At 73.3% G+C, this 26511-nt stretch carries 28 protein-coding genes and 1 tRNA gene; 17 read left to right on the top strand and 12 right to left on the bottom strand.

The genetic code is table 11. The features are described 5' to 3' along the window. Positions 1 to 97 precede the first annotated feature (97 nt). Positions 98 to 1513: a Si-specific NAD(P)(+) transhydrogenase gene (sthA, locus tag R2737_09790; GenBank protein MEZ5116545.1), complete on the top strand. Its 1416-nt coding sequence runs from the start codon at positions 98 to 100 to the stop codon at positions 1511 to 1513. A 22-nt stretch (positions 1514 to 1535) separates the two neighbouring features. On the opposite strand, the gene R2737_09785 is transcribed toward sthA, so the two are convergent. Then, complete coding sequence (locus tag R2737_09785) at positions 1536 to 2402, bottom strand: hypothetical protein (protein MEZ5116544.1); 867 nt, start codon at positions 2400 to 2402, stop codon at positions 1536 to 1538. 408 nt (positions 2403 to 2810) lie between these two features. On the opposite strand from R2737_09785, the gene R2737_09780 reads away from it, so the two are divergent. The 7 genes from R2737_09780 (at position 2811) to R2737_09750 (ending at position 10337) form a co-directional block, all read left to right on the top strand. Further along, positions 2811 to 2990, top strand: a complete 180-nt coding sequence (locus tag R2737_09780; GenBank protein MEZ5116543.1) for a hypothetical protein — start codon at positions 2811 to 2813, stop codon at positions 2988 to 2990. A 56-nt stretch (positions 2991 to 3046) separates the two neighbouring features. Then, entirely contained in the window at positions 3047 to 4069 is a 1023-nt protein-coding gene (locus tag R2737_09775) for a 1-aminocyclopropane-1-carboxylate deaminase (protein MEZ5116542.1), read from the top strand. Positions 4070 to 4085: 16 nt separating this feature from the next. Next, complete coding sequence (locus R2737_09770; GenBank protein MEZ5116541.1) at positions 4086 to 5267, top strand: M20/M25/M40 family metallo-hydrolase; 1182 nt, start codon at positions 4086 to 4088, stop codon at positions 5265 to 5267. A gap of 230 nt (positions 5268 to 5497) precedes the next feature. After that, positions 5498 to 7402 carry a glycoside hydrolase family 3 protein gene (locus tag R2737_09765; GenBank protein ID MEZ5116540.1) on the top strand — a complete coding sequence of 635 codons (1905 nt, stop codon included), beginning with the start codon at positions 5498 to 5500 and terminating at the stop codon, positions 7400 to 7402. Positions 7403 to 7547: 145 nt separating this feature from the next. Beyond that, complete coding sequence (locus R2737_09760) at positions 7548 to 8432, top strand: acetaldehyde dehydrogenase (acetylating) (protein MEZ5116539.1); 885 nt, start codon at positions 7548 to 7550, stop codon at positions 8430 to 8432. Next, positions 8429 to 9448, top strand: coding sequence for a 4-hydroxy-2-oxovalerate aldolase (gene dmpG, locus R2737_09755; protein ID MEZ5116538.1), 1020 nt, complete (start codon positions 8429 to 8431; stop codon positions 9446 to 9448). Before R2737_09760 ends, dmpG begins: the two co-directional genes overlap by 4 nt. A gap of 88 nt (positions 9449 to 9536) precedes the next feature. Beyond that, positions 9537 to 10337: an IclR family transcriptional regulator gene (locus tag R2737_09750; protein MEZ5116537.1), complete on the top strand. Its 801-nt coding sequence runs from the start codon at positions 9537 to 9539 to the stop codon at positions 10335 to 10337. Positions 10338 to 10362: 25 nt separating this feature from the next. Here the strand turns inward: R2737_09750 and R2737_09745 are convergent, their stop codons facing one another. Further along, on the bottom strand, positions 10363 to 11103 hold the full coding sequence (locus R2737_09745) for an SDR family oxidoreductase (protein ID MEZ5116536.1): 741 nt from the start codon (positions 11101 to 11103) through the stop codon (positions 10363 to 10365). Between the two features lie 208 nt (positions 11104 to 11311). On the opposite strand from R2737_09745, the gene R2737_09740 reads away from it, so the two are divergent. Continuing rightward, complete coding sequence (locus R2737_09740) at positions 11312 to 12223, top strand: catechol 2,3-dioxygenase (protein ID MEZ5116535.1); 912 nt, start codon at positions 11312 to 11314, stop codon at positions 12221 to 12223. 106 nt (positions 12224 to 12329) lie between these two features. After that, on the top strand, positions 12330 to 12758 hold the full coding sequence (locus R2737_09735) for a tautomerase family protein (GenBank protein MEZ5116534.1): 429 nt from the start codon (positions 12330 to 12332) through the stop codon (positions 12756 to 12758). A gap of 84 nt (positions 12759 to 12842) precedes the next feature. Here R2737_09735 and R2737_09730 read toward each other — a convergent pair whose 3' ends face one another. Then, a complete protein-coding gene (locus tag R2737_09730) occupies positions 12843 to 13436 on the bottom strand; it encodes a fasciclin domain-containing protein (GenBank protein ID MEZ5116533.1) in 594 nt (197 codons plus the stop codon). A gap of 312 nt (positions 13437 to 13748) precedes the next feature. Here R2737_09730 and R2737_09725 point away from each other — a divergent pair, with 312 nt between their 5' ends. The 6 genes from R2737_09725 to R2737_09700 all read left to right on the top strand — a co-directional run bounded on the left by R2737_09725 (position 13749) and on the right by R2737_09700 (position 18507). Continuing rightward, the gene (locus R2737_09725; protein MEZ5116532.1) at positions 13749 to 14297 is read left to right on the top strand and encodes a sigma-70 family RNA polymerase sigma factor; all 549 of its coding nucleotides are present in this window, start codon (positions 13749 to 13751) and stop codon (positions 14295 to 14297) included. A gap of 31 nt (positions 14298 to 14328) precedes the next feature. Next, complete coding sequence (locus R2737_09720; GenBank protein ID MEZ5116531.1) at positions 14329 to 15531, top strand: hypothetical protein; 1203 nt, start codon at positions 14329 to 14331, stop codon at positions 15529 to 15531. A 5-nt stretch (positions 15532 to 15536) separates the two neighbouring features. Continuing rightward, complete coding sequence (locus tag R2737_09715; GenBank protein ID MEZ5116530.1) at positions 15537 to 16226, top strand: hypothetical protein; 690 nt, start codon at positions 15537 to 15539, stop codon at positions 16224 to 16226. A 427-nt stretch (positions 16227 to 16653) separates the two neighbouring features. Next, positions 16654 to 17343 carry a hemerythrin domain-containing protein gene (locus R2737_09710; protein ID MEZ5116529.1) on the top strand — a complete coding sequence of 230 codons (690 nt, stop codon included), beginning with the start codon at positions 16654 to 16656 and terminating at the stop codon, positions 17341 to 17343. Then, positions 17340 to 17984, top strand: a complete 645-nt coding sequence (locus tag R2737_09705) for a helix-turn-helix domain-containing protein (protein ID MEZ5116528.1) — start codon at positions 17340 to 17342, stop codon at positions 17982 to 17984. The genes R2737_09710 and R2737_09705 overlap by 4 nt, the downstream gene beginning before the upstream one ends. 31 nt (positions 17985 to 18015) lie before the next feature. Continuing rightward, complete coding sequence (locus R2737_09700) at positions 18016 to 18507, top strand: SRPBCC family protein (GenBank protein ID MEZ5116527.1); 492 nt, start codon at positions 18016 to 18018, stop codon at positions 18505 to 18507. A 197-nt stretch (positions 18508 to 18704) separates the two neighbouring features. Here the strand turns inward: R2737_09700 and R2737_09695 are convergent. Beyond that, positions 18705 to 18778 (bottom strand) — tRNA-Pro (locus tag R2737_09695). 81 nt (positions 18779 to 18859) lie between these two features. On the opposite strand from R2737_09695, the gene R2737_09690 reads away from it, so the two are divergent. Next, positions 18860 to 19366 (top strand): PaaI family thioesterase, encoded by a 507-nt coding sequence (locus R2737_09690; GenBank protein ID MEZ5116526.1) that lies wholly within the window; start codon positions 18860 to 18862, stop codon positions 19364 to 19366. A gap of 21 nt (positions 19367 to 19387) precedes the next feature. Here the strand turns inward: R2737_09690 and der are convergent, their stop codons facing one another. The 8 genes from der to R2737_09650 all read right to left on the bottom strand — a co-directional run bounded on the left by der (position 19388) and on the right by R2737_09650 (position 26493). Next, positions 19388 to 20977 (bottom strand): ribosome biogenesis GTPase Der, encoded by a 1590-nt coding sequence (gene der / locus R2737_09685; GenBank protein ID MEZ5116525.1) that lies wholly within the window; start codon positions 20975 to 20977, stop codon positions 19388 to 19390. Next, a complete protein-coding gene (locus tag R2737_09680) occupies positions 20974 to 21681 on the bottom strand; it encodes a lysophospholipid acyltransferase family protein (GenBank protein ID MEZ5116524.1) in 708 nt (235 codons plus the stop codon). The genes der and R2737_09680 overlap by 4 nt, the downstream gene beginning before the upstream one ends. Continuing rightward, a complete protein-coding gene (gene cmk, locus R2737_09675; protein ID MEZ5116523.1) occupies positions 21678 to 22424 on the bottom strand; it encodes a (d)CMP kinase in 747 nt (248 codons plus the stop codon). Before cmk ends, R2737_09680 begins: the two co-directional genes overlap by 4 nt. A gap of 75 nt (positions 22425 to 22499) precedes the next feature. Beyond that, on the bottom strand, positions 22500 to 23570 hold the full coding sequence (locus R2737_09670) for a prephenate dehydrogenase (protein ID MEZ5116522.1): 1071 nt from the start codon (positions 23568 to 23570) through the stop codon (positions 22500 to 22502). A 92-nt stretch (positions 23571 to 23662) separates the two neighbouring features. Continuing rightward, positions 23663 to 24025 carry a chorismate mutase gene (aroH, locus tag R2737_09665; GenBank protein MEZ5116521.1) on the bottom strand — a complete coding sequence of 121 codons (363 nt, stop codon included), beginning with the start codon at positions 24023 to 24025 and terminating at the stop codon, positions 23663 to 23665. A 59-nt stretch (positions 24026 to 24084) separates the two neighbouring features. Next, positions 24085 to 24828 (bottom strand): pseudouridine synthase, encoded by a 744-nt coding sequence (locus tag R2737_09660; GenBank protein ID MEZ5116520.1) that lies wholly within the window; start codon positions 24826 to 24828, stop codon positions 24085 to 24087. Positions 24829 to 24832: 4 nt separating this feature from the next. Then, the gene (gene scpB / locus R2737_09655; GenBank protein MEZ5116519.1) at positions 24833 to 25459 is read right to left on the bottom strand and encodes an SMC-Scp complex subunit ScpB; all 627 of its coding nucleotides are present in this window, start codon (positions 25457 to 25459) and stop codon (positions 24833 to 24835) included. Further along, entirely contained in the window at positions 25456 to 26493 is a 1038-nt protein-coding gene (locus R2737_09650) for a segregation/condensation protein A (protein MEZ5116518.1), read from the bottom strand. Before R2737_09650 ends, scpB begins: the two co-directional genes overlap by 4 nt. Positions 26494 to 26511: the final 18 nt, after the last annotated feature.

Genomic DNA, 26511 nt, shown 5'->3' with positions numbered 1-26511 from the left:
GGCGCACCTCACCACGGTGACGCGACAGCGGACCGGACGCCAGAGCCGTCCGCCCGAACCTGTTGCCAGGGGCCCCCACACCTGTTGGGGTGTGCGTGTGTCCCAGGACGACGTCGACCTGCTCGTCATCGGCTCCGGCCCGGGCGGGCAGAAGGCGGCCATCGCGGCCGCCAAGCTCGGCCGCCGGGCGGCCGTCATCGAGCGACGGCACATGGTGGGCGGCGTCTGCATCAACACCGGGACCATCCCGTCCAAGACCCTGCGCGAGGCCGTGCTCTACCTGACCGGCCTCAACATGCGCGACCTGTACGGCCAGAACTACCGGGTGAAGGAGGACATCACCGTCCAGGACCTGCTCGCGCGCACCCAGCACGTCATCGGCCGCGAGATCGAGATCGTGCGCAGCCAGCTGTTCCGCAACCGCGTCACGCTCATCAACGGGACCGGCCGCTTCCTGGACCAGCACACCGTCGCGGTGCGGCCGCACGACTCCGAGCACGACCGGGTCGTCTCCGCGGAGAAGATCGTGATCGCCGTGGGCACGCGCCCGGCCCGGCCGGAGCAGGTCCAGTTCGACGGCCGCCGCATCGTCGACTCCGACGGGATCCTCGAGCTCGACACGGTGCCGCAGACCATGGTCGTGGTCGGCGCAGGCGTCATCGGGATCGAGTACGCGTCCATGTTCGCCGCGCTCGGGACGCGGGTGACCGTCGTCGAGCAGCGCGACCGGATGCTCGACTTCTGTGACGCGGAGATCGTGGAGGCGCTGAAGTTCCACCTGCGCGACCTGTCGGTGACGTTCCGCTTCGGGGAGACGGTCGCCTCCGTGGAGAGCGACGACAACGGGACGGTCACCACGCTGGCCAGCGGCAAGCGCATCCCGGCGGACACGGTGATGTACTCCGCCGGCCGCCAGGGAGCCACCGACGACCTCGACCTGGAGGCGGCGGGCCTGACCGCGGATCGTCGCGGGCGGATCGCGGTCGACGAGTGGTTCCGCACCGACGTGCCGAGCATCTATGCGGTCGGCGACGTCATCGGGTTCCCGGCGTTGGCCGCGACGTCCATGGAGCAGGGCCGGCTCGCCGCGTACCACGCCTGCGGCGAGCCCGTGCACTCGCTGCTGTCGCTGCAGCCGATCGGGATCTACACGGTGCCCGAGATCAGCTACTGCGGGCGCACCGAGGACGAGCTGACCGAGTCGTCCGTGCCGTACGAGGTCGGGATCTCGCGCTACCGGGAGCTCGCTCGGGGCCAGATCATCGGGGACTCGTACGGGATGCTCAAGCTGCTGGTCTCGACCCAGACCCGGCACCTGCTCGGAGTGCACGTGTTCGGGACCAACGCCACGGAACTGGTCCACATCGGGCAGGCGATCATGACCTGTGGCGGCACGATCGACCACCTCGTCGACACGGTGTTCAACTACCCCACGCTGTCCGAGGCCTACAAGGTGGCCGCGCTCGACGCGATGAACAAGATGCGCGCGGTGGAGCGATTCTCCGCCTCCTGATTCTCCAGTCAGGAGTGCCGGGTCAGCGGGTGCCGACCAGGTGGGCGGGCAGGACGCCGGCGTCGTCCAGGGCCGCATCCAGGAGCGGGCCGTACCGCCCCGTGACCAGGTCGCCGAACGGGTCGGTGGTGTAGCGAGCCAGCTCCCGGTAGGGCAGCGTGAGAGCCGCGCGCATCGCCAGCAGCCGCACGTGCTCCTCGTCGCGGACACCGGCGAGCAGCAGACTCGCGGCACCGAGCTCCCGCATCCGTCTCAGCCGGATGGGTACGTAGACCACGAGGATCGCCAGGGGCGGGACCAGGCCGATCAGCCAGCCGAGGACCACGGCGAGCCGGTGCACGGTCTCCTGCCCGGTGACGCCGAAGGACACCAGCTCGCCTCCGGTGGCGTTCCCGGCGGACGCGAGCCCGTCGCGCAGCGACTCCCCCACGATCGGGAGGCCGCCCACGGCGTCGGCGGCGCGGTCGAAGCCGCCCTCGATGCTCGTGCCGGTCTCGATCAGGCCGTCCGCCAGCACCTGCAGCCCGTCGACCAGCCGGTAGACCGCCACCCCGGCGACGACGAAGAAGACCAGGCTCACGACGACGATCGCGTCCCGCAGGAACGTCCAGCGACGGGAGCGAGGGACGTCGGGGTAGGGCTTGTAGCGCGTGGCCATGGCGTCTCCCGGGACTCCGGACGCTCGTCGGCGTCGGTGCCCCGTCAAGCCGACGAATCCCAGGTCGTTGGTCCACGTGAGCGTGGGAGCGGCCGTCCCGGTCGCCGTGGCCGACCAGGCCTGGCCCCGCGGGACGACCCGGACCGTCGAGTCGAGCTCCACGGCGAAGTCCAGCGTGCGGGCGCTGACCTGGCCGCCGGTCCAGCGCACGAGTCTGAGGTCGGTGCACACGGATGCCTCCCGGCGTCGACGGGAACCCGTCCGCAACGGCGGGCCGGGCCCTCTCGGACGCTAGCCGGGACGCGCCGGGGAGGCGCGGCGCACGCGTGGGCCCTCGCACCAGGTGTGTGACGCTCGCCACGGGCCGTCGCCACCCGATCCGTGGTCGATCCTGCTGCTCACGACCGAATCCGTTGCGACGCTGCGGTCCTCCCGAGGGATGCTCCCTCGAGGTGAATGGAAGGTGAACGACACACGAACGCAGGGCCACGGCCAGACGTCCTGCTCGTTGCATACTGAGGACCCGACACCCGCGTGACCAAAGCCCTGGCACGCGTCCCGGAGGCGGTGATACCCGCCGTCCCCGGACCGCCCCCGGTGGCCGGCACCGCCCGCCGCCCCGACCGCATGGAGGCGTCCATGACCGCGACCACCCTGGTCACCGGCGTCGGCGACGCGCTCGGCCGCCTGCTGCGGCCCGACCTCAACGAGCTGCTCCTCACCCTCGACGGGCTCGACCTCACGGTGGACGACCTGCTCGCCATCGCGCGGGCGGCCGACGTCCCGGACGAGCCCACCGAGTGGCCGCTGGCCGGCTGACCGCCCGACCGACCGTTCGGGTCCGGCAGCCCGTCGGCATCCGGCACGATGGCGCGATGACGACGCTCGCCGACTTCCCGCGCCACCCCCTGCTGTTCGGGCCGTCCCCGGTCCACCCGCTCCCCCGCCTGACCGAGCATCTCGGCGGTGCGTCGGTGTGGGCCAAGCGGGAGGACTGCAACAGCGGGATCGCGTTCGGCGGCAACAAGACCCGCAAACTGGAGTACCTCGTCGCCGACGCCCTGGCGCAGGGCTGCGACACCCTCGTCTCGATCGGCGGCGTCCAGTCCAACCACACCCGGCAGGTCGCGGCCGTGGCGGCCCACGTCGGGCTGAGGTGCGTCCTGCTGCAGGAGTCATGGGTCGACTGGCCGGACGCGGTCTACGACAAGGTCGGCAACATCCTGCTCAGCCGGCTGGCGGGCGCCGACGTCCGGCTCGTCAACGCCGACTTCGGGATCGGCTTCAAGCAGTCCTGGGAGAACGCCCTGCAGGAGGTCCGTGACAACGGCGGATCTCCGTACGCCATCCCCGCAGGCGCCTCCGCCCACCCGCTCGGCGGCCTGGGCTTCGCCGGCTGGGCGTACGAGGTCGCCCAGCAGGAGCAGGAGCTCGGCGTCTTCTTCGACACCGTCATCGTCAACTCCGTCACCGGCAGCACGCAGGCCGGGATGGTCGCCGGGTTCCGCGCGCTGGAGCAGGCGGGCGGGCGACCCCGACGTGTGCTCGGCATCGACGGGTCCGCGAAGCCGGCGGAGACGCACGCGCAGATCACCCGGATCGCCGCCGACACCGCAGCGAAGATCGGCGTCGAGGCACCGGTCACCGCGGCGGACGTGGAGCTGGACGAGCGCTACCACGCCGGCATCTACGGGATCCCGGACGGGCAGACGCTGGACGCCATGCGCACCGCCGCCCGGCTCGAGGGCATGATCACCGACCCGGTGTACGAGGGGAAGTCGATGGCGGGGTTGATCGACCTGGTGTCCCGCAAGGAGATCGACCCGGGATCGACCGTCCTGTTCGCCCACCTGGGCGGGCAGCCCGCGATCAACGGCTACAGCGCGCTCTTCGGCTGACCGCCGAGGACGACCGGTGACCGACGACCTCGGCCGCGCGGCGGTCGACCTGACCCGGGACCTGGTGGCCGTGGACTCGGTCAACCCCGGGCTGGTGCCCGGCGCACCCGGTGAGCGGGCCGCGGCGCTGCTGGTCGCCGACCGGCTGGACGCCGCCGGCTACGAGGTGGCGCTGGTGGTGCCGCCAGAATCGCCGGATCGGGTGAGCCTGCTCGCCGTGCGGACCGCCGGACCAGGACCCGCGGTGGTGCTCAACGGGCACCTGGACACCGTCGGCGTCGACGGCATGGACGACCCGTTCACGGCGCGCATCGAGGGCCAGCGCATGTACGGGCGCGGCACGTGCGACATGAAGGCAGGTGTTGCCGGGCAGGTGGTGGCCGCGGAAGCGCTTGCGGCCCAGGGTGTTGCCGGCACCGTCGTCTGCGCGTTCGTGGCGGACGAGGAGGACGCCTCGCTCGGCACGGAGACGGTCATCGAGACGATGGCCGGACGCGGGCTGCGCGCCGACGTGTGCCTCGTCGGGGAGCCGACCTGGCTGGACCTGGCCGTGGCGCACCGCGGCTACGCCCTCGTGCGCGCGACGATCCGGGGCCGAGGCGCCCACACCTCCCGCCCCGAGGAGGGCGTGGACGCGATCGCCCACCTCGGCCGGCTGCTCGCCGCCGTACGGGAGCACGACGATGCGCTGCACAAGGTGCCGCCCTACCCGCTGCTCGGTCACGGGTCGCTGCTCGTCTCGGTGGCCCGCGGCGGATCTGCGCCCTTCACGATCGCGGCCGAGGCCGAGGCCCTCGTCGAGCGGCGGACCCTGCCCGGCGAGCCTGTCGACGTCGCCGTGCGCGAGGTCCGCCAGCTGCTCCGGGACATCAACGACGCCGAACCGCTCGCCCGGGCAGAGGCGCAGGAGGTTCTCGCCCGCGACGCCTGGGAGGCGGACTCCACCGGCGCGGCGGAGGAGCTCATGGGACTGCTGCGGAGCGCGCTGCCGCGCGCGGGCGCCGGCGCCCCGTCGCACGTCGGCGCCCCCTACTGGATGGAGTCGGCGCTGTGGCAGCGCGCCGGCATCCCGGCCGTCGTCTGCGGACCGGCGGGCGGGGGCCTGCATGCCGTGGACGAGTGGGTGGACCTGCGCCAGGTCGCCGCGTACCCGGTGGCGCTGGTGGACGCGGTGGGTGCCTACCTGACCGGGACGTAGCCCGGACGACGCACTGCGGCAGGCCCTGCCACCGGTGGCCGCGGTCGGCGATGACCGCTGGTTGAGTAGCCGGTCGGGGCCCGGTAGCCCTGCCGGACCTGCCTGACCCCCACCGCGACCCCCCAGAGAAGCAGGACGGTGTAGGCCGCGGTGCCTCCGGCAGCCGGCGCGGGCAACCAATCCCGCCGCGATCTTCCGCGGAAGATCGACTGCGGCTAGCGTCGTGCCCCATGTCGGCCGCACGGCGCACGGTCCTGACCCTGCTGGCGTTGGCGGTCGTGGCCGTCCCCACCGTGTCGGGTCCGCTCGGGGCTCAGGCGGACACCACCTCCCGGACCGCGACGTCCCGGACGACGACCACGCCCGCCGCCATGGCCCCCGGGACGTCCGCCGGGACCCCGCAGCAAGTCGCCGCCTCGGCGCGGACGCGAGTGACCACGCAGCTGACCGCGGCGGACCACCGACGGGTGGAGCGGACCCTGGCCCGCATGACGCTGGCGGAGCGGATCGGCCAGCTGTTCGTCGTGAGCTTCGCCGGGACGGCGTCGAAGTCGACCAACGCCACCAACGCCAAAGCCAATCGGCAGGCCCTCGGGGTCGACACCGCGGCGCAGGCGGTGCGCCGGTACCACGTCGGCGGGGTCATCTACTTCAGCGCGAACATCACCTCACCCCAGCAGCTCGCGGCCCTGTCTGGCAGCCTGCAGCGCACGGCGGTCGACAGCGGCGCGAACGTCCCGCTGTCGATCTCGATCGACCAGGAGGGCGGCACGGTCTGGCGGCTGGGTACGCCCGCCAGCATGTCGCCGGGGAACATGGCCGTGGGCGCGACCGGTGACCCGCGCAACGCGTACCTCGTCGGCTCGGTCATGGCCCAGGAGATGCGCGCGCTGGGCGTCACCTGGAACCTCGCGCCGGTCGCCGACGTGAACACCCAGCAGTACAACCAGGTCGACGGCGCGCGCAGCTTCGGCGACGACCCGCAGCGGGTGCCCGCGTACGTGCGTGCGGCCGTTCAGGGCCAGCGGGCCGGCGGCGTCGCGTCCGCGGTCAAGCACTTCCCCGGCCTGGGCAGCTCCAAGCAGAACAGCGACGTGGCGATCGCGCTGTCCAGCCAGACAGCGGCTCAGTTCCGATCGCGGGACCTGCCCGCGTTCGCCGCCGCCATCGACGCCGACGTCGAGTCGGTGCTGACCGCGCACCTGGTCGCGCCCAAGCTCGTGGGCTCGACCACGCCGACCAGCCTGTCCCGCCGGGTGATCACCGGGATCCTGCGCGACGAGCTGGGCTTCGACGGCGCCGTCATCACCGACACGCTGCAAGCCGCTGCGCTGCAGGCCATCCCGCCCAAGCGTGTTGTGGTCCAGGCGATCCTCGCGGGCAACGACATGCTGCTCATGCCAGTCAACCTCCCGGCCGCGGTGCAGGCCATCCGCTCGGCGGTGCGCGACGGGACGATCACCCGGCAGCGGCTGGACGACTCCGTGCGCCGCATCCTGGAGATGAAGCTGAAGGCCGGCATGCTCGACCCGCCGTGGCGCGGTTCGCTGGCCGAGATCGGTGCCACCGTCGGGACGCCCGACCACCTGGCCACGATGGGGCGGGTCGCGCTCGACTCGGTGACGCTCATCGGCCCGAAGGGCGCACGCGTGCCCCTCGGTCCGTGGGTCGACGATGTCCTGGTCGCCGGCACGGGGACCACCGCGGTGCCGCAGATGGCGTCGACGCTGTCCGCCATGGGGTTCCGTACGACGTCGATGGTCACCGGCTTCGGCGCCACCGCCCAGACCATCGCCGGCGCGGTGGCCGCCGCGCGCAAGGCCGATGCGGTGGTGCTGCTGACCTACGACGTCTTCGGTGACGGCGGGCAGAAGCGGCTGATACCCGCGCTCATCGGCACCGGGGTTCCCGTGGTGGTCGTGCCCGTCGATGGCCCGTACGACGCGGCCTGGGCCTCCGGCGCCGCCGCCGTCGTCACGTCGTACGGCTACACGCCGACCAACCTGCAGGCCGTCGCCAGCGTGCTGGTCGGCCGCACGCCCACAGGAAGGCTCCCGGTGGCGATCCGCACCAAGGGGCTGCCCCCGCACCGGATCCAGTTCCCCCGCGGCTGGGGTCTGGCCTGGAGCAGCTGACCCCGTAAGCCCGGATGCGCGCACGGCGGGCCTCTGCCTGCCGGCCGTCGTTCGGCAGTTCCGAACGGGACGCCCCCGCCGGTCGGGCCTTCGCCACCCTGGTGCCGGGTCAGGAGATCGTCCAGCGCCACCGGGAGGAGCGCCCGTGTTCGACGTCGCGATCGTCGGCTCCGGCAACATCGGGACCGACCTGCTCTACAAGCTGCTGCGGTCGCGGACCGTCCGGCCCCGCTGGATGGTCGGCGTGGACCCGCAGTCCGAGGGCCTGGCCCGGGCGCGCAGCCTCGGGCTGGAGACGTCCGCGGAGGGCGTGGACTGGCTGCTGGCCCAGGACGAGTTGCCCACGTTCCTGTTCGAGGCGACCTCGGCCAAGGTGCACACCGCCGCAGCACCCCGCTACCTGGAGGCCGGGATCACGGCCATCGACCTCACGCCCGCGTCGGTAGGGCCGTACGTGGTCCCCGCCGTGAACCTCACCGACCACGTCGGCGCGGTCAACGTGAACATGGTCTCGTGCGCCGGCCAGGCGACGATCCCGATCATGCACGCCATCGACCGAGTCGCGGACGTCGAGTACGGGGAGATCGTGGCGGCGCTGTCGTCGAAGTCCGCCGGGCCCGGCACGCGCCTGAACCTGTCGGAGTTCAACGAGAAGACGGCCCGGGCGCTGCAGCAGGTCGGCGGTGCCGACCGGGCCAAGGCGATCGCGATCATCAACCCGGCCGAGCCACCGATGATCATGCGGGACACGGTCTACGCGGAGGTTCGCCGGCCGGACGCACCTGCGATCGAGGCGTCCGTGCGCCAGATGATCGCCGATGTCCAGCAGTACGTCCCCGGCTACCGGCTGCGCCTCTTCGACGTCGAGGGCAGCCGGGTGACCGTGATGCTCGAGGTCGAGGGCGCCGGGGACTTCCTCCCCACGTACGCAGGCAACCTGGACATCATCACCGCCGCGGCCGCCCGAGTGGTCGACGTGATGGCGTCGGCCAGACAGCGGTCGGCACGCAGCGTGGAGGTCCCGGCATGAGCGACCTGATCCACCTCGTCGACACCAGCCTGCGGGACGGGTCCAACACGGTCGGGCACCAGTTCACCACCGAGCAGGTGGCGGCCGTCGCCGGCGGCCTGGACCGGGCCGGCGTCGGGACCATCGAAGTCGCGCACGGCGACGGGATCGGTGGCTCGTCGATCCAGTTCGGCCGGGCGGCCGCCACGGACCCCGAGTACGTCGCCGCCGCGGTGGGCGCCTCGACGCGGGCCAGCATCGCGGTGCTGTACGTCCCGGGGATCGCGACCCTCACCGACCTGCAGGGCTGCATCGACGCCGGTGCCACGACGGTGCGCGTCGCCGTCCACTGCACGGAGGCCGATTGCGCGCAGCAGCCGATCACCTGGGCCAAGGACAAGGGCCTCACGGTGATGTCGTTCCTGATGATGAGCCACATGCTGCCGCCGGACCGGCTGGCCGACCAGGCCGCGCTGCTGGACTCGTACGGCGCCGACGTCGTCTACGTGGTCGACTCCGCGGGGGCCCTGGTCCCCAACACCGCCGCCGAGCGGGTTGACGCGCTGCGCCAGCGGATCAGGGCTGACGTCGGTTTCCACGCGCACAACAACCTGGGGGTCGGGGTCGGCAACGCGCTGGCCGCCGCGGAGCGCGGCGCGACGTACATCGACGGGTCGCTGCGCGGGCTGGGGGCCGGCGCCGGCAACGCCGCCACCGAGGTCCTCGCCGCGGCGTTCACCCGGGCCGGCTACCCCATCGACGCCGACGTGTTCACCCTGCTGGAGACCGCCGAGCAGGTGGTGGCTCCGATCATGCAGCGACCGCAGGTCATCGACGAGACCGCGGTGATGATCGGCTATGCGGGCGTCTACTCGACGTTCTTCCACTTCGCCAAGCGCGCGTCGCAGAAGTACGGCGTGCCGACCAAGGACATCATCTTGGAACTCGGGCGACGGGGGGTCATCGGCGGGCAGGAGGACATGATCGTCGACGTCGCCGCCGAGATGGCCGGCCTGCTGGAGCCGTCCGGCAGTTGAGCGCCTGCGGATCAGGAGTCTGCCGGGAGGAGCCCCGCGGCGTACGCCCCGGCGTACGCTGAGCCGGTCCCCCGGCGGTGAGAGGCGCATGCTCCAGACGATCCAGAAGATCGGTCCGTTGCTGGACCTCTTCACCATCGAGCACCCCGAGTGGGGCGTGAGCGAGGCGGCGGAGGCACTGGGCGTACCCCGCTCCAGCGCGCACGCGCTCATGACCAGCCTGGTGGACACCGGCCTGCTCACCACGTCGGGACGCGGGCGCTACCGGCTCGGCTGGAGGATCGTCGAGCTGTACGAGACCATGCGCGCCGGCACCAACCTGCGCTCGCTCGCGGCGCCCGTGCTGCGCGCCCTGAACGAGGAGACCGGGGAGACGACGAACCTCGCCGTGCTCGTCCGCGGCGAGGTGCTGTACCTGGACAAGTTCGCCGCCCGCCACCAGGTGTCGGTCGCCGGGCTGCGGGTCGGTTCGCGGCTCGCTCCGCACTGCTGTGCCCTGGGCAAGGCCCTGCTCGCCCACGCCAGCGACCGGCAGCTCGCCCAGGCGCTGGACTCCGCGCCCCTGCGGCGCTTCACCGAGCACACCATCACCGACCGGGACGTCCTCCTCGCGGAGCTCGCCGAGGTGCGCGCCACCGGCGTGGCCCACGAGACCGGCGAGGTCGTGCCGGCCGTGGCCTGCGTGGCGGCGCCGGTCCGGGACGCATACGGCGTCGTCGTCGGCGCCATCAGCCTGTCCGGGCCGGAGTTCCGCGTCCTGCCCAAGCGCGAGGAGCTCGACCGGGCGGTGAAGGGCGCCGCCGCGCAGATCGGCCGCCGGATCTCCGAGGCCGAGGGGCTGCCCGTCGTGACGCCGTTCGACGACCCGACCCGGTTGGGGACGGACTGAGCCAGGACGCGGTCGCGGCTCGTTCCTAGAGGATCCCGCGGCGGATGCCGCCGTCGGCCGACAGCGTCGCACCGTGCAGTGCAGCTGCCCCCGGCTCCAGCAGCATGGTGATGACCCCGGCCACCTCCTCCGCGCGCGGCAGGCGACCGCTGGGGTATTGCGCGAGCAGGACCCGACGGGCCTCCTCCTCGGTGACGCCGTCCCCGACGGCGCGCGCGGCGACCAGCCCGTCCACGCGGGGGCTGTCGAACGGCCCCGGTGCCACCAGGTGGACGGTGGCACCTCGGCGTCCCAGCGGACCGGCGAGCTGACGCACCAGGTTGGCCAGCGCCGCGTTCGCGACCCCGGCCAGCGGTGAGTGCTCGGACGGTTCCGCGCCCAGGTGACCGCCGACGGCCACGATGCGGCTCCCCGCGACCAGCCGGTCCCCCACCGCGTCGAGAAGCCGGAGCAGGCCGCCGGCCTTGAGGTCCACGGCCCGGCCGAGCTCGGCGGGGTCGACGTCCAGCACCCCCGGGGAGCCCGGCAGCCCGACGGCATGGACGGCCATGGCGAGGTCACCGGGCGGCAGCGCCGCGCGGATCGTCATGACCGCTCCCGCGGACGCGAGGTCGGCCGCGACGGACCACGACTCGCCGACCCCGATTCCGGCGCCCGACCGGCTCACCGCGAGCACCCGCATGCCACGCCCGGCGAGGTCCGCCACCAGCAGGCGGCCGAGAGTGCCGGTAGCCCCGGTGACCACGGCGACGGGGGGTGCGGCCACGTCGGCGACCCTAGTGCGCCGGGCCGCTGCGGGACCTAGGTCCCGGGTGCTCCGGACGGGCGCGGGGAACGGGCGCCCGGCGTTCGGGAATCCCGAACGGTCCTGTGTGACCCAGGTCGCACTGCGCTTCCCTGAGGGTGCAGCAGCACCCGATCCGACCCCGGTCTGACCAGCCCCGGGACAGGCCGCCGAACAAGGGAGCACGCGAATGGGCGTCATGCGCCTCGGGTACGTCCACGTCCGTGTCACGGACCTGGACGAGGCCCGGAAGCACTACGGCGAGACGGTCGGCCTCAACGAGGTCGCGGCCGACGGGAACACCGTCTGGTACAAGGGCTGGGACGAGTGGGACCACCACTCCGTCGTGCTGGAGGAGGGTGGCGTCGGTCTGGTCAAACTGGGCTTCAAGGTCCGCTTCTCCGAGGACCTCGACCGCTTCGAGTCCGCCGCCCAGCGGTTCGGCCTGCCCACGACCCGCTTCGCCAAGGGCGACAACCGCGAGGTCGGTGACGGGTTCAGCGTCTCGCTGCTGGGCCACCAGGTCGACTTCTACCACGACATGACGTACGTGGGCACCGACGTCGGCACCTTCAACCCGATGTCCGCCCCGCGACACCTGCGCGGCATCGGCGCCCCGTTCCTGGACCACATGCTCATCAAGGGTGACGACGTCGAGACGGCGGAGCGCTTCTTCGTCGACGTGCTCGACTTCGCCCCGGTGGAGCGCATGGTCGCCTCCCTCGACGACGGCGCTCCCCTGATCGCGACCTGGCTGTCCTGCAGCAGCAAGACCCACGACATCGCCCTCATCAAGGGCGAGGACGGGGGACTGCACCACTTCACGTTCCAGCTGCGGGACTGGAACAAGGTCCAGGACGCCGGCGACATCCTGGTCATGGACGACGTGCCGATCGACATCGGACCCACCCGGCACGGCATCACCCGCGGCGAGACGATCTACTTCTTCGACCCTGCCGGCAACCGCAACGAGGTCTTCGCCGGGGGCTACAACTTCAACTACGACCGTCCCTGCGTCACCTGGACGATGGACCAGCTGCCGCGCGGCCTGGACTACTACGCGCGCGAGGCCAAGGACACGTTCCTGACCGTCTACACGTGATCCGGCCCGCCTGAGCCTCGGTCGGCGGACCACGGGCTGTCGGTGCGCGTCCGGCGCTCGCGCCGGTGCACCGACAGCCGGTCCGCCGACAGGGAGGATGGCCACCATGCCGATCGTCACCTACCACCTCGTCGAGGGCCGTCACACCGACGGGGCCGTGGCCGAGCTGCTGCGCCGCTCGTGCGCCCTGTTCGCAGAAGAGCTGGCGTGCCCGGTGGACCGGGTCCGCGCGTTCGCGCACGAGCACCGGGCACCGCTGGTGTGCGTCGGGGGCGACCTCGTCGCGGACGGCGCCGAGGAGGCGCCGTACTTCCACTTCATGCTGCTGGAGGGACGCCCGCTCGACAGCGCCCAGCGTCTGCTGGCCGGCTTCACCGACCTGCTGGTCGAGACCCTCGGCGTCGAGCGCTCCCGCGTGCGGGGCGGGATGTGGCCGGTCGAGCCGGAGCGCTGGGCGGTCGGGGGCGTCCCGGCCGCGACCGTGCGCCGGGACGAGGTGGCCGCCCGACGATCGGCCGCCGACCCGCGGCGGTAGGCCGGCCCACCGACGACTGTGGTGCCGGTTGCGTGAGCTGTAGCTCACGCAACCGGCACCACAAGTCAGTTGTCGGAGCGGGATCTACCCCAGCAGGGCGTTCGGGTCGACGTCCGGCGGCAGCAGGACGGCGTCGATCGCGTGGATGACGCCGTTGGACGTGACGACGTCGGCCTGGATGACCGTGGCGTCGTTCACCTTTACGCCGTCGGCCGTCGAGAGGGTCACGGTCTGACCCTCGACGGTGGCCACCTCGCCGTCGGTGACATCAGCGGCCATCACGTTCCCCGCCACCACGTGGTACGTGAGGATCTTGGTGAGCAGCTCCTTGTTCTCGGGCAGGAGCAGCGCGTCGAGCAGACCGTCGGGCAGGGCGGCGAACGCGTCGTCGGTCGGGGCGAAGACCGTGAACGGTCCCTCACCCTTCAGCGTGTCGACGAGTCCGGCCTCGGTGACGGCGGTCGTCAGGGTGGTGAACCCCTCGGTGGTGCTGGCGACATCGACGATGTCCCCGGTGGCCGACTCCTCCTGGGTCTCGTCCGGCATCGACTCCTCGGCGGTCGCCGAGGCCGTCGCGGCGGGCTCCGTCGTCGATGCCGCCTCGTCGGACGAACTGCTACAGGCGGCCAGGGTCAGCGTGGCGGCGACGGCGGCCGCGGCGATCGCGATCTTCCTCATGGCGGTGCTCCTTCTCGGTGGGGCGGTCGTCATGCGTCGAACGCGCTGGACGGCGCTCTGATGAGTACTTCCGCCGCTGACCCGCCTACGGATGCACCGTCGTCGGGGGTCCCCGGGCTCCGGACGCACGCAGCGGCCCCCGGTGTCCCTCACGACCACCGGGGGCCGCTGCGTGCTTCTGGCTCCTGTACTCAAGGACGAACGACGCCGGTCCCGGTCGCGGTGACCGCCAGCCGCGACCCTCGACGTCGTGCCCACCGGGCGGGTCGGGGTCCTGCTTCGCCGGCGAGGACGTTGCCGGAGACTCGGGGTGTGGACGCGCACCTCGACGCCGCGCTGACGGGAGCGCGCGCGGGCGACCCCGACGCGTTCGCCGTGCTGTATCGCGGGATGCAGCCGCTGCTGCTGCGCTACCTCTGGTTGCTGGCCGGGCCCGACGCGGAGGACGTGGCCGCCGAGACGTGGGCGTCCGTGGTACGCGACCTGAGCGCCTTCGAGGGTGACGCCGGAGCCTTCCGCGCCTGGTTGTGGGCCGTGGCCCGCCACCGGTGGGCGGACGAGCAGCGGCGCCGCATGCGCCGCCCGGTCACGCCCGTCGAGGACCTGCCGGAGGACCCCGGTGCCGCCCCGGACCCCGCGGACCTGGCCGTCGTGGCGGAGTCGACGCGCAGGGCACTGGTCATGATCGCCGCGCTCCCGCCGGCCCAGGCCGAGGCGGTCTTCCTGCGCGCCGTCGCGGGCCTTCCCGTGGCCGACGTGGCTTCGATCATGAACCGCTCGCCCGGGGCGATCCGCGTGCTGGCCCACCGCGGGCTGCGCACCCTTGCCGAGCGTCTCGGACCGGGCGGGGACGGACCGTAACGCCACGACCATCGGGGACGCTCTTGGGTACGTGAGCACCACCCGTGGCCCGGCACCGGAACCGTCCCCCGAGGACGTCCTCCGGATGGAGGCCGTCCTCGAGGGCCGGGCGGAGGCCGTGACCGCCGCCGAGGCCCGGCTGCTCGATCTGGTGGCCGCGGCGGCCGGACCAGGGGCCCCCGAGGAACTGACCGGTGAGGCCGAGGCCGTCGCCGCCTTCCGTGCATCGACGTCGTCGGCGGCCGACGCGGTGACGTCCCTGGCACCGCGGCGCGGACGCCGTCGCCTGGGCCGGGCTGCCGCGATCGGCCTGGTCGCCGGCGCCGTCGCGCTGTCGAGCGGGGTCGCGGCCGCCGCTATCACCGGATCGCTGCCGGCCCCCCTCCAGCAGTTCGTCCACGACGTGCTCGGCGCCCCGCCGCCTCCACCGCCGGCACCCGCGGAACCCACCACGGCCCTTCCGAGCGATTCGGCATCCGCCACGGCCACGGGAGCGACCGGCTCTCCTGGTGGCAGTGCGTCGTCGGGGACGACGGGGCTGCCGTCATCGACCGGTCGCCCGAGTGGGCCCGCGGCGCCCGTGACCGTGCGCGGTCAGTGCCTGGTGTGGATCTCGGGTTCGGCGAGCGAGCGGGCGGAGCTGCGTCCACGGCTGGCCGAGCGTGCGGGTGGCCCGCAGGCCATTGACGCGTACTGCGCCCGCGTGACGGGGACCGAGCAGAACGCGACACCGGGGTCGAACGGCCACGGGAACACCGGGGGCGACAACTCCGGTGGCAGCAACTCCGAGACCAACCCCGGTAGCGGATCCGGCTCCGGCACCAGCAGCGGCTCCGGCACCAGCAGCGGCTCCGGCACCGGCACCGGCTCCGGCACTGACAACTCCGGTGGCGGCTCCGGCACCGGCTCCGGCTCCGGCTCCGGCTCCGGCTCCGGCTCCGGCAGCGGCTCCGGCACCACCAACTCCGACAGCGGCAGCGGTGGCGGAACCACCGGCGGTGGCGCCAGCACCGGGACCGGCTCCGAGTCCGGCACCGGTGGCAGCGGCGCCAACTCGGGGGGCTCTGCCGGGAGTGCAGGCCCCGAGCCTGCGGCGCCCCGCCCCGGCAGGGCGGCGCCGCAGGCGCCACCGACCGCCCCGTCGACCGGACCGGTCGCGGAGGACTCGGGACCCACCCGGTCCACCTCCGCGGCGGACACCCACACAGGACACGACGACACACGAGAGGGATGACTCGCATGCGCACCAGCCGCCTTCTGCCCCTGAGCGTGGCGTTGGCGATCGCTGCGGCCCCCATGGCGGCCGGAACCGCCGCCCTGGCCGACTGCGGCCAGTGCCAGCACCCCGAGTGCTCGGGGCAGACAACCCAGACCCAGTTGCAGACCCAGCTGCAGACCCAGGAGCAGCTCCAGACCCAGCTCCAGACCCAGGAGCAGCTGCACACCCAGCAGCACGCGCAGACCCAGCAGCACGTGCAGACCCAGCAGCACGTGCAGACCCAGGGCCACCACGGTCAGAAGCTCGGCATCACCATGCTCGCGTTCGCCGGCCCGCGGGCCGACGAGATCACGAAGGTCCGTGAGCTCGACGTGACCGGTGGCGATGTGACCGTCAAGGTCCTCGTCCAGTTCAAGGCGAAGGTCGCGGTGAAGCCGGCCGCGCACGCGGTGGCCCAGTGGAAGACGACCGTCCCCGGTGGCTCCGCGGTGACCGGCACTCCGGACATCGCGCTGACCCGCACGGGCGCCGCGAAGCGCGTCAGCAACTGGCGGGGCAGCCTGGTCGTGCCGAGCACGGCCGTCAACGGCACCGTCTACTGCCTGACGGGGGCCAAGATCGACGACAATTCCGGGACGCTGAACCTGAGCACCGGTCAGGCCAAGCGCTCCTGCTTCACCGTCGTGAGCGCGGTCCTGCCGACCTCCTAACCGCACCGCACCGCACCGCACCAACGAGAAGTGGATCTTCCGCGGAAGATCCACTTCTCTGTGTGCCAGCCTCGGTGCGGACGCTCGGGGTCGTGTCATCGACACGGTCCGCCACACGGGTGCGACTGCCCGAAACGATCTTCGGCGGAAGATCGTTCTCCCGTCCGCCGGACCGCGCCCACCCCTCGCAGCAGGCGTGAGGCCGTCCCTGCGAGGGGACCAACCCACCAGCCTGACCGCGTCGCACACCGCCGTGAACGGGACCGGAGCGAGAAGTGGATCTTCCGCGGAAGATCCACTTCTCCGTTTCCGCGCGCGGCACGCGGACGGTGCACCACCGGGAGCGAACGGAGATTTGATCGGAACAGACTTGTATTCATTAGTCTCTTGTTCTAGCCTTCGGTCGTCACGTCGAGGAGGTGGCCACATGACCACGGCGACCGGTCCGGCCGACACCCGGATGATGGGGATCGTGCACGCGGCCCTGAAGCGCGACCTCCGCCGCGCCCGGGACGTCCTGGCGGCCGAGGCGCCGCCGGCGGGACGTCAGCGGACGGCACTGGGGCACCACGTCGTCTGGATGATGGAGTTCCTGCACGCGCACCACCGCAGCGAGGACGAGGGCCTGTGGCCCGTGGTCCGTCGGCACAACCCGGACGCGGCGAAGTTGCTGGACTCCTTGGAGGCGGACCACGCGCGGGTGTCCCCCGCCGCCGACCGCGTCACCGCTGCCGCGCGCGAGTACGCGCAGACGGCCGGCGACCCACCGCGGGCCGTCCTGGTCGCCGCCCTCGACGACCTGACCGAGGTGCTCGTCCCGCACCTGAACCGCGAGGTGGCCGAGGCGATGCCGGTCGTGGCCGCGAGCATCAGCGCGGCGGACTGGGACGCCGTGGAGCAGGAGTACAACCTCACACCCAAGTCCACGCGGCAGTTGGCGATGGAGGGCCACTGGCTCATCGAGGACATCGACCCCGAGGGGTACGAGGTCGTCGTACACAAGGTGCCGGCCCTGCAGCGGTGGGTGCTGCTGTACGGCTTCGGTCCCGCCTATCGGCGCCAGGCCAGGGCGCGGTGGACCCCGACTCCTTCACCGAGCAGGCACCCCGCAGTATGACCGCGGACACCGCTGCGGGGCGGGCCCGACGGCCGTACCGATCCGCGCGTCGGCAGAAGCAGGCCGAGGAGACTGCCGCCCTCGTGGTGGCGGCAGCCACCACGCTCTTCGCAGAGCAGGGTTGGGCCGGGACCGGGATGCGCGACATCGCTAGGCAGGCCGGCGTGTCGGTCGAGACGGTCTACGCGAACTTCCGCTCCAAGGGTGAGCTGCTCCTGCGGGCCATTGACGTGAGCGTCGTCGGTGACACCGCGCCGGTGACGCTCTCCGAACGACCCGAGTTCGCGGCGCTCGGCACCGGGAGTCGCGGGGACCGGATCGCGGCCGCTGCCCGGTTGCTCGCCGGGATCAACCAGCGCACGTACGGGTTGCGCCGCGCTCTGTCCGAGGCGGGCGCCAGCGACGCGCAGCTCGCAGCCAAGATCCACGAGCTGGAGAACCGAAGGCGAGACAACATTCGCGAGGGCATCGCCCTGGTGACGGACCGCCCGGACGACGCCGACGTGCTCGACGCCCTGTGGGTCGTGATGGGCGCCGATGCGTTCGTCCTGCTCACGCAGGTCGGCCGCCGGTCGCTGGAGGAGTACGAACGGTGGCTCGCGGAGACGATCGACCGCCTGCTGGGCGATGGCGTCACCTGATCGGCGAGGGCACGGACCACGAGGAGGAGCCATGTCCGAGGTGCAGAAGGCCTCACGCGTCGAGGTGCTCGTCGACGCCACCGTGCAGCAGGTGTGGGACGTCGTGTCCGACGTCACCCGAGTCGGCGAATGGAGCCACGAGTGCCGGGGTGCCCGGTGGCTGGGCGCGACGCACGCGGCGCTGCCGGGAGCGCAGTTCCGCGGTCGCAACAGGGCTGGCTGGGCGATCTGGAGCCGTCAGTGCGAGATTGTCGCCGTCGACCCGCCGCGTGAACTGGCCTGGCGGACGGTCCCGTCTCGCCTGCTCCCCGACAGCACACTGTGGCGGATCGAGCTGGAGGCGCATGGGACGCAGACCCGCATCACCCAGTCGTTCCAAGTGCTGCTCGCGCCGTGGCTGCTGGACCGCTTCTTCGCCGCGGTCATTCCCCCGCACCGCGACAGGGACCTGCGGCTGGCCGAGGACCTCCTGCGGATCGGCGACGTCGCCCGCGGAGCCACCCCTGCTCGCACCGGGAGTTAGTTGCACCACCCGCGCGATCCCAGGCCGGGCAGCCCGACGCGACCTCAGCAGCGGTCCTGGAGCCCATCGGATCGACGACGAAGTGGATCTTCCGCGGAAGATCCTTCTCGAGTCCGCCGCACTGCGCCCCACCCCCACGCAGAACGCGAGAGGCCGTCCCCTTCTCAGGGACGGCCTCTGACGGCGAACACGGTGTGTCGGGCTGACAGGATTTGAACCTGCGACCCCTTGACCCCCAGTCAAGTGCGCTACCAAGCTGCGCCACAGCCCGTCGCCCCCGGGCCTGCCAGGAGCGGGGAAACCTTACCCGACCTTGGCAGCCCCTCCGAATCCGCGGGGCATGCTGGTATGCATGGCCGACGACGACGTCACCGACGCCCCGGACGCTCTCAGCATCCAGGAGCGCCTGTACCCCTTCCTGACCTGCTTCGGCTGCGGTCACGCCAACCCGAAGGGCCTGCGGCTGCGCAGCTTCCCCGACGCCGACACCGGCGCCGACGCCGACGGGGAGCTCGGCGCCGTGATCGCGTCGTTCGAGCCCTGGCCGGAGCATGACAACGGCGGCGGGTTCCTCAACGGCGGCATCATCGCGACCGTCCTGGACTGCCACACCGCAGCCGCGATGATGCTGCACGGCGAGCGCACCGGCCTGGTGCCACCGGGCAGCGGGCTGGCGTACGTCACGGCCGGCCTGGACCTGCGCTACCTGCGCCCGACTCCGCTGGCCGGACCGCTGACGCTGCGCGCCTGGGTCACCGACGCGGACGAGGACCGGATGCTCGTCACCGCCGAGCTGCACGCCGACGGCAAGGTCCGGGCCACCGGTGCGGCGCTGTGGAAGCGCTGGCGCGCCCGCTGAGGACGTGGGCACGCGCCCGGCTCAGCGCCGGCGGCGCTTCTCCCGCACCCGGAGGTTGACCCGGATCGGCGAGCCGACGAACCCGAACTCCTCGCGCAGCCGCCGCTCCACGAACCGCCGGTAGCCGGCCTCCAGGAACCCGGTCGTGAACAGCACGAACGTGGGCGGAGCCACCGACACCTGGGTGCCGAACAGGATGCGGGGCTGCTTGCCGCCCCGGATCGGGTGCGGGTGCGCGGCCACCATCTCGGCGAAGAACGCATTGAGGCGACCGGTGGAGACGCGGGTCTCCCACCCGGCCAGCGCGGAGTCCAGCGCGGGCACCAGCCGGTCCACGTGCCGGCCGGTGCGGGCCGACACGTTGACGCGCGGGGCCCACGTCACCTGCACCAGGTCGCGGTCGATCTCCCGGTCCAGGTAGCGACGGCGCTCCTCGTCCACCAGGTCCCACTTGTTGAAGGCGATCACCAGCGCCCGACCGGACTCCACCACCATCGACACGATCCGGGTGTCCTGCTCGGTCAGCGGCTGGCTGGCGTCGACCAGCACGACCGCGACCTCGGCCCGCTCCAGCGCCGCCTGGGTCCGCAGGGAGGCGTAGAACTCGTGGCCGCCCGCCTCCTTGACCCGCCTCCGGATGCCGGCGGTGTCGACGAAGCGCCAGGTCCGCCCGCCGAGCTCCACCAGCTCGTCGACGGGGTCGACGGTGGTCCCCGCCTTGTCGTCGACGACGACGCGGTCCTCGCCCGCCAGCCGGTTCAGCAGCGAGGACTTGCCCACGTTCGGCTTGCCCAGCAGCGCCACCCGTCGAGGCCCGCGCTGACGCAGCGCTCCGCTGCCCTCCTCCGGCATCGCCTCGAGCACGGCGTCCAGCAGGTCGCCGCTGCCCCGGCCGTGCAGGGCGGACACGGGGTACGGCTGCCCCAGGCCGAGCGACCACAGCAGGGCCGCGTCGGCCTCGGTCCGGGCGTCGTCCACCTTGTTGGCCACCAGCAGCACCGGTTTGCCGGCCTGCCGCAGGACGCGTACCACGGCCTCGTCGGTGTCGGTGGCGCCGACCGTCGCGTCCACGATGAACATCACGACGTCGGAGTCGGCCACGGCGCGCTCGGCCTGGGCTGCGATCTGCGCGGCCATCCCCTTGACCTTGCGCTCCCAGCCACCGGTGTCGAGCAGCTGGAACCTGCGGCCGGCCCACTCGGCGTCATACAGCACCCGGTCGCGGGTCACGCCCGGCACGTCCTCGACGACCGCCTCGCGGCGCCCCAGGATCCGGTTGACCAGGGTGGACTTCCCGACGTTCGGGCGGCCGACGACGGCGACCACCGGGACCGGCCCGCCGTGCGCCTCGTCCGGCACCAGGTCGGCGTCGAGGTCCCCGAACTCGGCCACCGCCGCGGCGTACGCCGCCAGCGCCGCCTCCTCGGGGTCCTCCTCGTCCAGGTCGCCGAGATCGGCCGCGAGTTCCTCGTCGTCGACCTCGACCCAGCCGGCGTCGGCCTGCCAGTCGGCGGCCTCGCCCTCACCCGGACCCACGTCGGGGCCAGCGCCTGGACCCGCGGCCTGACCCGGGTCGCCGTCGCCGGGACCCTGCGCGCGCTCGTCGCTCATGAAGCCTCCCGCGCGGCCAGTCCGCGCACGTCGGGTCGGGCGGGCTCGTCGCCCGGGATGTCCTGGCCGGTCCGGGCGGATGCCAGCCGTACGTGGTCCGCGAGCCCCTGCCGCACCCGCTCCCCCAGCCGCGCGAGGTCCGCGCGCCGGCACGGGTCGGGCACCGGGACCAGGTCCAGCGGCGTGCCGAACACGACGTCGATCAGGGTCCGAGCGGGCGGCCACGCCACTGCCGACTGCCCCGCCGCCCGCGTCCCCAGGATCGCGACCGGGACCACCGCAGCGCCGGTACGCGCCTGGAGGTAGGCCACCCCGTGCCGGATCCGGGCGACGTCCCCGGGCCCCGGCGACCCCTCCGGGAACAGCCCGACGGCGCGGCCGTCGGCCAGCACGGCCGCGGCGGAGCGCAGCGCCTCGCGGTCCGGCTCGCCGCAGCGGACCGCGATCTGCCCGGTCGAGCGCAGAAGGCGGTCCAGCGGCGGGACGAAGCCGTCGGCGCGGGTCATCAGGTGCACCGGGCGGGGGCCGGCCGCGAAGAGCACCGCGGCGTCGAGGTCGCTGGTGTGGTTGGCGACCAGCAGCAGCGGACCGCGCCGCGGGACCAGGTGGGCTCCGGTGACGCGCAGCCGGTACGCCGAGCGCAGCAGCAGCGAGCCCAGGTTGCGCCCGTGCGCCGCGCCCGACGCCCTCGGCGCCGCGGTCACGCCCGGCTCCCGGTGGCGCGCGCACCCGCCGCGGCGACCACCAGGCCGACGACGGCGTCGATGACCTGGGGCAGGTCGAGGTGGGTGGCGTCCACCTCGACCGCCCCGTCCGCGCGGCGCAGCGGAGAGGCGGCCCGGCTGGAGTCGTGGGCATCACGCCGGCGCAGGTCCGCCTCGGTGCCGCGGACCCGGTCGTGGTCGGCCTCGGCGCCGCCGCGGGCGGCGTCCTCGGCAGCGCGACGCGCGGCCCGGACCGACGGGTCGGCGGTGAGGAACACCTTGACGTCAGCGTCGGGCAGGACGACCCCTCCGATGTCGCGACCTTCGACGACCGCCCCGGTGCCCGCACGGCCGGCCTCTGCGACGACGTCGCGCTGCAGGAGCACCAGCCGGGCCCGCACCTCGGGCACGGCCGCCACCGCACTGACCGCGGCGGTCACCGGCTCCTCCCGGATCGCCTGGGACACGTCCACCCCGTCGACGCTGATGCCCGGCGCCGCCGGGTCGGTCCCCACCAGCAGCTCGGGTTCCGCGCACCGGGCCGCGACGGCCGAGGCGTCGTCCACATCCACGCCCTCGTGCAGCATCCACCAGGTCATCGCGCGGTACATCGCACCGGTGTCCAGGTACCGCAGCCCCAGCCGCGCAGCCACCCCGCGGGACACGCTGGACTTGCCCGACCCCGACGGCCCGTCGACGGCGACCACGGCGGTCCGCGCGGCGGCGGGCAGGGTGTCGTTCATCGCGCCGGGGAGCCTACCCGCCGGCGGCCGTCGCCGACCCGCCCGCAGGCTCGACGGATCGAGTCCGCCGGCACGTCAGGCCCGTACGTCGAACCCGCGACGGCGCAGCCCCTCGACCAGGTCGGCCGCAACGGCGGGTCGCACCGCGAGCTCGACCAGGCCGCTGGGCCGCCCGAGCACGTGCTCGATCCGGACGTCCTCCAGGTTGATCCCCAGGTCACCGGCGGCCACGAACAGCCGGGCGAGCTCGCCCGGCCGGTCGGCCACCTTGACCGGCACGGCGACGTACGGGCGTGCTTCGGCGCCGTGCTTGCCCGGGACGCGGGCGTGGCCTGCGTTGCCACGCGCCAGCACGTCGACCAGCACCTCCCGCGGCTCGGGATCGGCCCCGGATCCCCCGAGCGCCCGCAGCGCGTCGACGACTCGGGCCAGGTCCTGCGCGACCACGTCGAGGACGTCGGCCACGGGGGTCGCGTTGGCGCCGAGGATCTCCGCCCACAGCGCGGGGTCGGACGCGGCGATCCGGGTGACGTCGCGCAGGCCCTGCCCGGAGACCTCGACGTACGCCTGCTGGGCGTCAGCCAGCCGCGAGGCGAGAAGGGAGGACAGCACCTGCGGGCTGTGCGACGTCAGCGCCACCGCCCGGTCGTGGTCCTCGGGGGCCAGCTGGACCGGCAGGCCCCCGCAGGTCTGCACCAGGGCGCGGACCTGCTCCAGTCGCTCCGGCTCCGTGCCCGGGAGGGGGGTGAGGACCCAGACCCGGTCGTCGAACAGGTCGGCACGGGCGGCACCCGGACCGGACACCTCGCGCCCGGCCATCGGGTGGCCGCCGACCAACCGTTCGGCGCCGCCACCGGCGGCAACGGCCTGGGCCAGCGGGCGCGTCTTGACCGAGGTGACGTCGGTGACGGTGGCCTGCGGCCACCGGGCCAGCTCCCGGGCCAGCACCGCCCCGGCGGCCGCCGGGGGGACCGCGACGACGACCAGCACCGGGACGTCGCCGTCCCGCCTCGCACGCCCGGCCCCGCGAGCGACCGCCTCGTCCCTGGCCGCGTCATCGGTGTCCTCGAGCAGGACGTCGACGTCGGCGCGACGCAAGGCCAGCCCGACGGAGGCGCCGAGCAGCCCGGTACCGACGACCAGCACCGGCCCGGCGACCGGCTCCGGACCGAGAATCGGTTCCGGACCCGAGACCGACTCCCGACTACCAGCCGGCGCGACCGGGCCGTCGGCCTCGGTCACTGCGCCAGGTCCACGCGCAGCGCCTCCGCCCCGCGCAGGTAGACGTGCGACACCTCGGTCAGCGCGCGGTCCAGCTCGGCGTGCATGAGGACGCGGACGACCAGCGGCATCGCACCGGTGACGTCGATCTCCTGCGCGCACAGCAGCGGTACGTCGACCAGGCCGATCGCCCGCCCCGCCGCCGCCGGGAAGCCGCAGTGGATGTCCGGCGTCGCCGTGAAGATGACGCTGACCAGGTCGTCGTGCGTCAGCCCGTTGCGCTCGATCATGACCGAGAGGAGCTCGACCACCGCCTCCGACATCTCGTCGGCGTCGTCGGCCGTGAGGCATGTCGCGCCGCGGATCCCCCGCAGTGGCACCGCCCACCTCCTGCTCGCGCGAATCCCGTCGGGTCGCGCGTCACCCTAGCGCGGGGCGGTCACAGCCCCGCGGCCGTGTAGAGGGCTCCCAGCTCCCCCCCGGTGAGGGTGCGGTGCCGGCCCGGCCGCAGCTGTCCCAGGGCGATCGGGCCGATCCGGGTGCGCACCAGCTCCTGCACCGGGCTGCCGGCCTCCGCCAGCATCCGGCGCACCACGTGCTTGCGGCCCTCGTGCAGCACGACCTCGACCATGGCCCGACCCGGCGCGTTCTGCACCACCCGGAACGAGTCGGCCCGCACTGGGCCGTCCTCGAGCTCGACGCCGTCGCGCAGCCGACGTCCCAGCCCCCGCGGCACCGGCGCCGCGATGGTGGCGACGTAGGTCTTCTGCACGCCGTGCGAGGGATGCATGAGGCGGTGGGCGAGGTCCCCGTCGTTGGTGAGCAGCAGCAGCCCCTCGGTGTCCGCGTCGAGGCGTCCGACGTGGAACAGCCGGTCCTCGCGGTCCGCGACGTAGTCGCCCACGCACGGGCGCCCCCGGTCGTCGCTCATCGTGGACAGCACCCCGCGCGGCTTGTTGAACGCCAGCACGGTGACGTCCGGGGCGGTCGGGACGCGGACGCCGTCGACGTGGATGACCGCGGTGCGGGGGTCGACCCGCATCCCCTGCTCCAGGACCGGCCGGCCGTCGACCTCGACCCGCCCCTCCTCGATCAGCTGCTCGCAGGCCCGCCGGCTGCCGACGCCGGCCGCGGCCAGCACCTTCTGCAGCCGTACCAGCCGGCCCTCGTCGGTGGCGGACACCTCGTCACTCCCCGCCCGCGACGGAGTCCAGCACCTCGTCGAGGTCGCCGAGGTCGGGCAGGTGCTCCGCCAGCGGGGGCAGCTCCTCCAGCGACGCCAGCCCGAGCCGTTCCAGGAAGTGCGACGTGGTGCGGTACAGGATCGCCCCGGACTCCGGGTCGTGCCCGGACTCCTCGACCAGCCCCCGGGACACCAGCGTGCGCATGACGCCGTCGACGTTGACTCCGCGTACGGCGCCGACGCGGGCCCGGCTGACCGGCTGGCGGTAGGCCACCACCGCGAGCGTCTCCATCGCCGCGTGGGTGAGCCGGGCCTGCTGGCCGTCGCGGACCCACCGCTCGACGACCGGCGCGCAGGACTCCCGGGTGTAGTAGCGCCACCCTCCGGCCACGTCCCTCAGCTCGAACCCACGGCCGTCCTCGTCGTACTGCTCGGCCAGCCCGAGCACCGTCGCCTCGACCTCCGCCACCGGCCGGCGCACCGCCTCCGCCAGCGCGACGACCGGCATCGGCTCGTCGGCCAGCAGCAGCAGCGCCTCCAGCGCTGCGGCCAGCGACGGGGCGCCGAGGTCGTCGTCGGCCTCGGCGGGAACCGGCACGGACTCGGCCGGCTGGTCCGGGGTGTCGCTCACGGGTGGTCCCCTTCGTCGTCGCGTGCCTCGGGGTCGGCAGCTGCGTCGGGATCGGTGCCCGACTCGGTGTCGGCAGTCTCGGCCTGCGGTCCGTCGGCGCGCTGGTCCGGCTGCTCGTCATCGAACTCGTCCTGCACGTCCACCTCACCGGACTGCTCGCCGGTCCAGCGGACGGTGAGCTCGCCGAGCGGGGTGATCTGGTCGAAGTGCACGACGCCCTCGCGGTACAGCTCCAGCAGCGCGAGGAACCGGCCGACCACGATCAGGGTGGTGTCCGCGTCGGACACCAGCGCCCGGAACGTGGCGGTACCGGCGCGCCGCAGCCGGTCCACCAGGACCGCCGCCTGCTCGCGGACGCTGACGCGGACCACGTGGACGTGCGCCGTCGACAGCGTGGGTTCCGGGCGTGGTTCCAGCGCCCTGGCCGCCAGCGCCGCGAACTCGTCCGGCCCCAGCCCGAGCAGCACCTCCGGCAGCAGCTCGGCGAACCGCGGCTCCAGCCCGACCGTGCGCGGCCACCGACGGCCCTCGTGCGCCATCCGCTCGGCGAACAGCGCCGCGACCTGCTTGTAGGCGCGGTACTGCAGCAGCCGCGCGAACAGCAGGTCGCGGGCCTCGAGCAGCGCGAGGTCCTCCTCGTCCTCGACCTCCCCGCTGGGCAGCAGCCGGGCGGCCTTGAGGTCGAGCAGGGTCGCGGCGACGACGAGGAACTCCGTCGTCTCGTCGAGGTCCCACTCCGAGCCCTGCGCCCGGATGTGCGCGATGAAGTCGTCGGTGACCTGGTGCAGGGCGAGTTCGGTGACCTCGAGCTTGTGCTTGGAGATCAGGGACAGCAGCAGGTCGAACGGGCCCTCGAAGCCCTCGACCCGGACGCTGAAGCCCGCCTCGCCCGCGGGAGCCTGCGCCGGGGACTCGCCGCCCGACTCGCCGCCCGACTCGACCCCCGACTCATCAACGACGGTCGCGTCGACCTCGAGGCGGTCGGCGTCGACGGAGTCGGCGTCGACGGCGTCGACGTCGAGGGAGTCGGGCACGCGGGAACGGTAGCCGAC

This window comes from Candidatus Nanopelagicales bacterium (assembly GCA_041393815.1).
Lineage (GTDB): Bacteria > Actinomycetota > Actinomycetes > S36-B12 > JAWKJK01 > JAWKJK01.
This window is presented reverse-complemented; position numbering and strand designations above follow the sequence as displayed.

What these genes read in the sequence shown, in the direction of transcription:
- R2737_09740 (MEZ5116535.1), top strand. Translation starts at nt 11,312, where the DNA reads ATGGGCGTCATGCGCCTCGGGTACGTCCACGTCCGTGTCACGGACCTG.
- R2737_09735 (MEZ5116534.1), top strand. Translation starts at nt 12,330, where the DNA reads ATGCCGATCGTCACCTACCACCTCGTCGAGGGCCGTCACACCGACGGG.
- R2737_09730 (MEZ5116533.1), bottom strand. Translation starts at nt 13,436, where the DNA reads ATGAGGAAGATCGCGATCGCCGCGGCCGCCGTCGCCGCCACGCTGACC.
- R2737_09705 (MEZ5116528.1), top strand. Translation starts at nt 17,340, where the DNA reads ATGACCGCGGACACCGCTGCGGGGCGGGCCCGACGGCCGTACCGATCC.
- R2737_09765 (MEZ5116540.1), top strand. Translation starts at nt 5,498, where the DNA reads ATGTCGGCCGCACGGCGCACGGTCCTGACCCTGCTGGCGTTGGCGGTC.
- dmpG (MEZ5116538.1), top strand. Translation starts at nt 8,429, where the DNA reads ATGAGCGACCTGATCCACCTCGTCGACACCAGCCTGCGGGACGGGTCC.
- cmk (MEZ5116523.1), bottom strand. Translation starts at nt 22,424, where the DNA reads ATGAACGACACCCTGCCCGCCGCCGCGCGGACCGCCGTGGTCGCCGTC.
- der (MEZ5116525.1), bottom strand. Translation starts at nt 20,977, where the DNA reads ATGAGCGACGAGCGCGCGCAGGGTCCCGGCGACGGCGACCCGGGTCAG.
- R2737_09715 (MEZ5116530.1), top strand. Translation starts at nt 15,537, where the DNA reads ATGCGCACCAGCCGCCTTCTGCCCCTGAGCGTGGCGTTGGCGATCGCT.
- R2737_09780 (MEZ5116543.1), top strand. Translation starts at nt 2,811, where the DNA reads ATGACCGCGACCACCCTGGTCACCGGCGTCGGCGACGCGCTCGGCCGC.
- R2737_09700 (MEZ5116527.1), top strand. Translation starts at nt 18,016, where the DNA reads ATGTCCGAGGTGCAGAAGGCCTCACGCGTCGAGGTGCTCGTCGACGCC.
- R2737_09750 (MEZ5116537.1), top strand. Translation starts at nt 9,537, where the DNA reads ATGCTCCAGACGATCCAGAAGATCGGTCCGTTGCTGGACCTCTTCACC.
- R2737_09690 (MEZ5116526.1), top strand. Translation starts at nt 18,860, where the DNA reads ATGGCCGACGACGACGTCACCGACGCCCCGGACGCTCTCAGCATCCAG.
- R2737_09775 (MEZ5116542.1), top strand. Translation starts at nt 3,047, where the DNA reads ATGACGACGCTCGCCGACTTCCCGCGCCACCCCCTGCTGTTCGGGCCG.
- R2737_09710 (MEZ5116529.1), top strand. Translation starts at nt 16,654, where the DNA reads ATGACCACGGCGACCGGTCCGGCCGACACCCGGATGATGGGGATCGTG.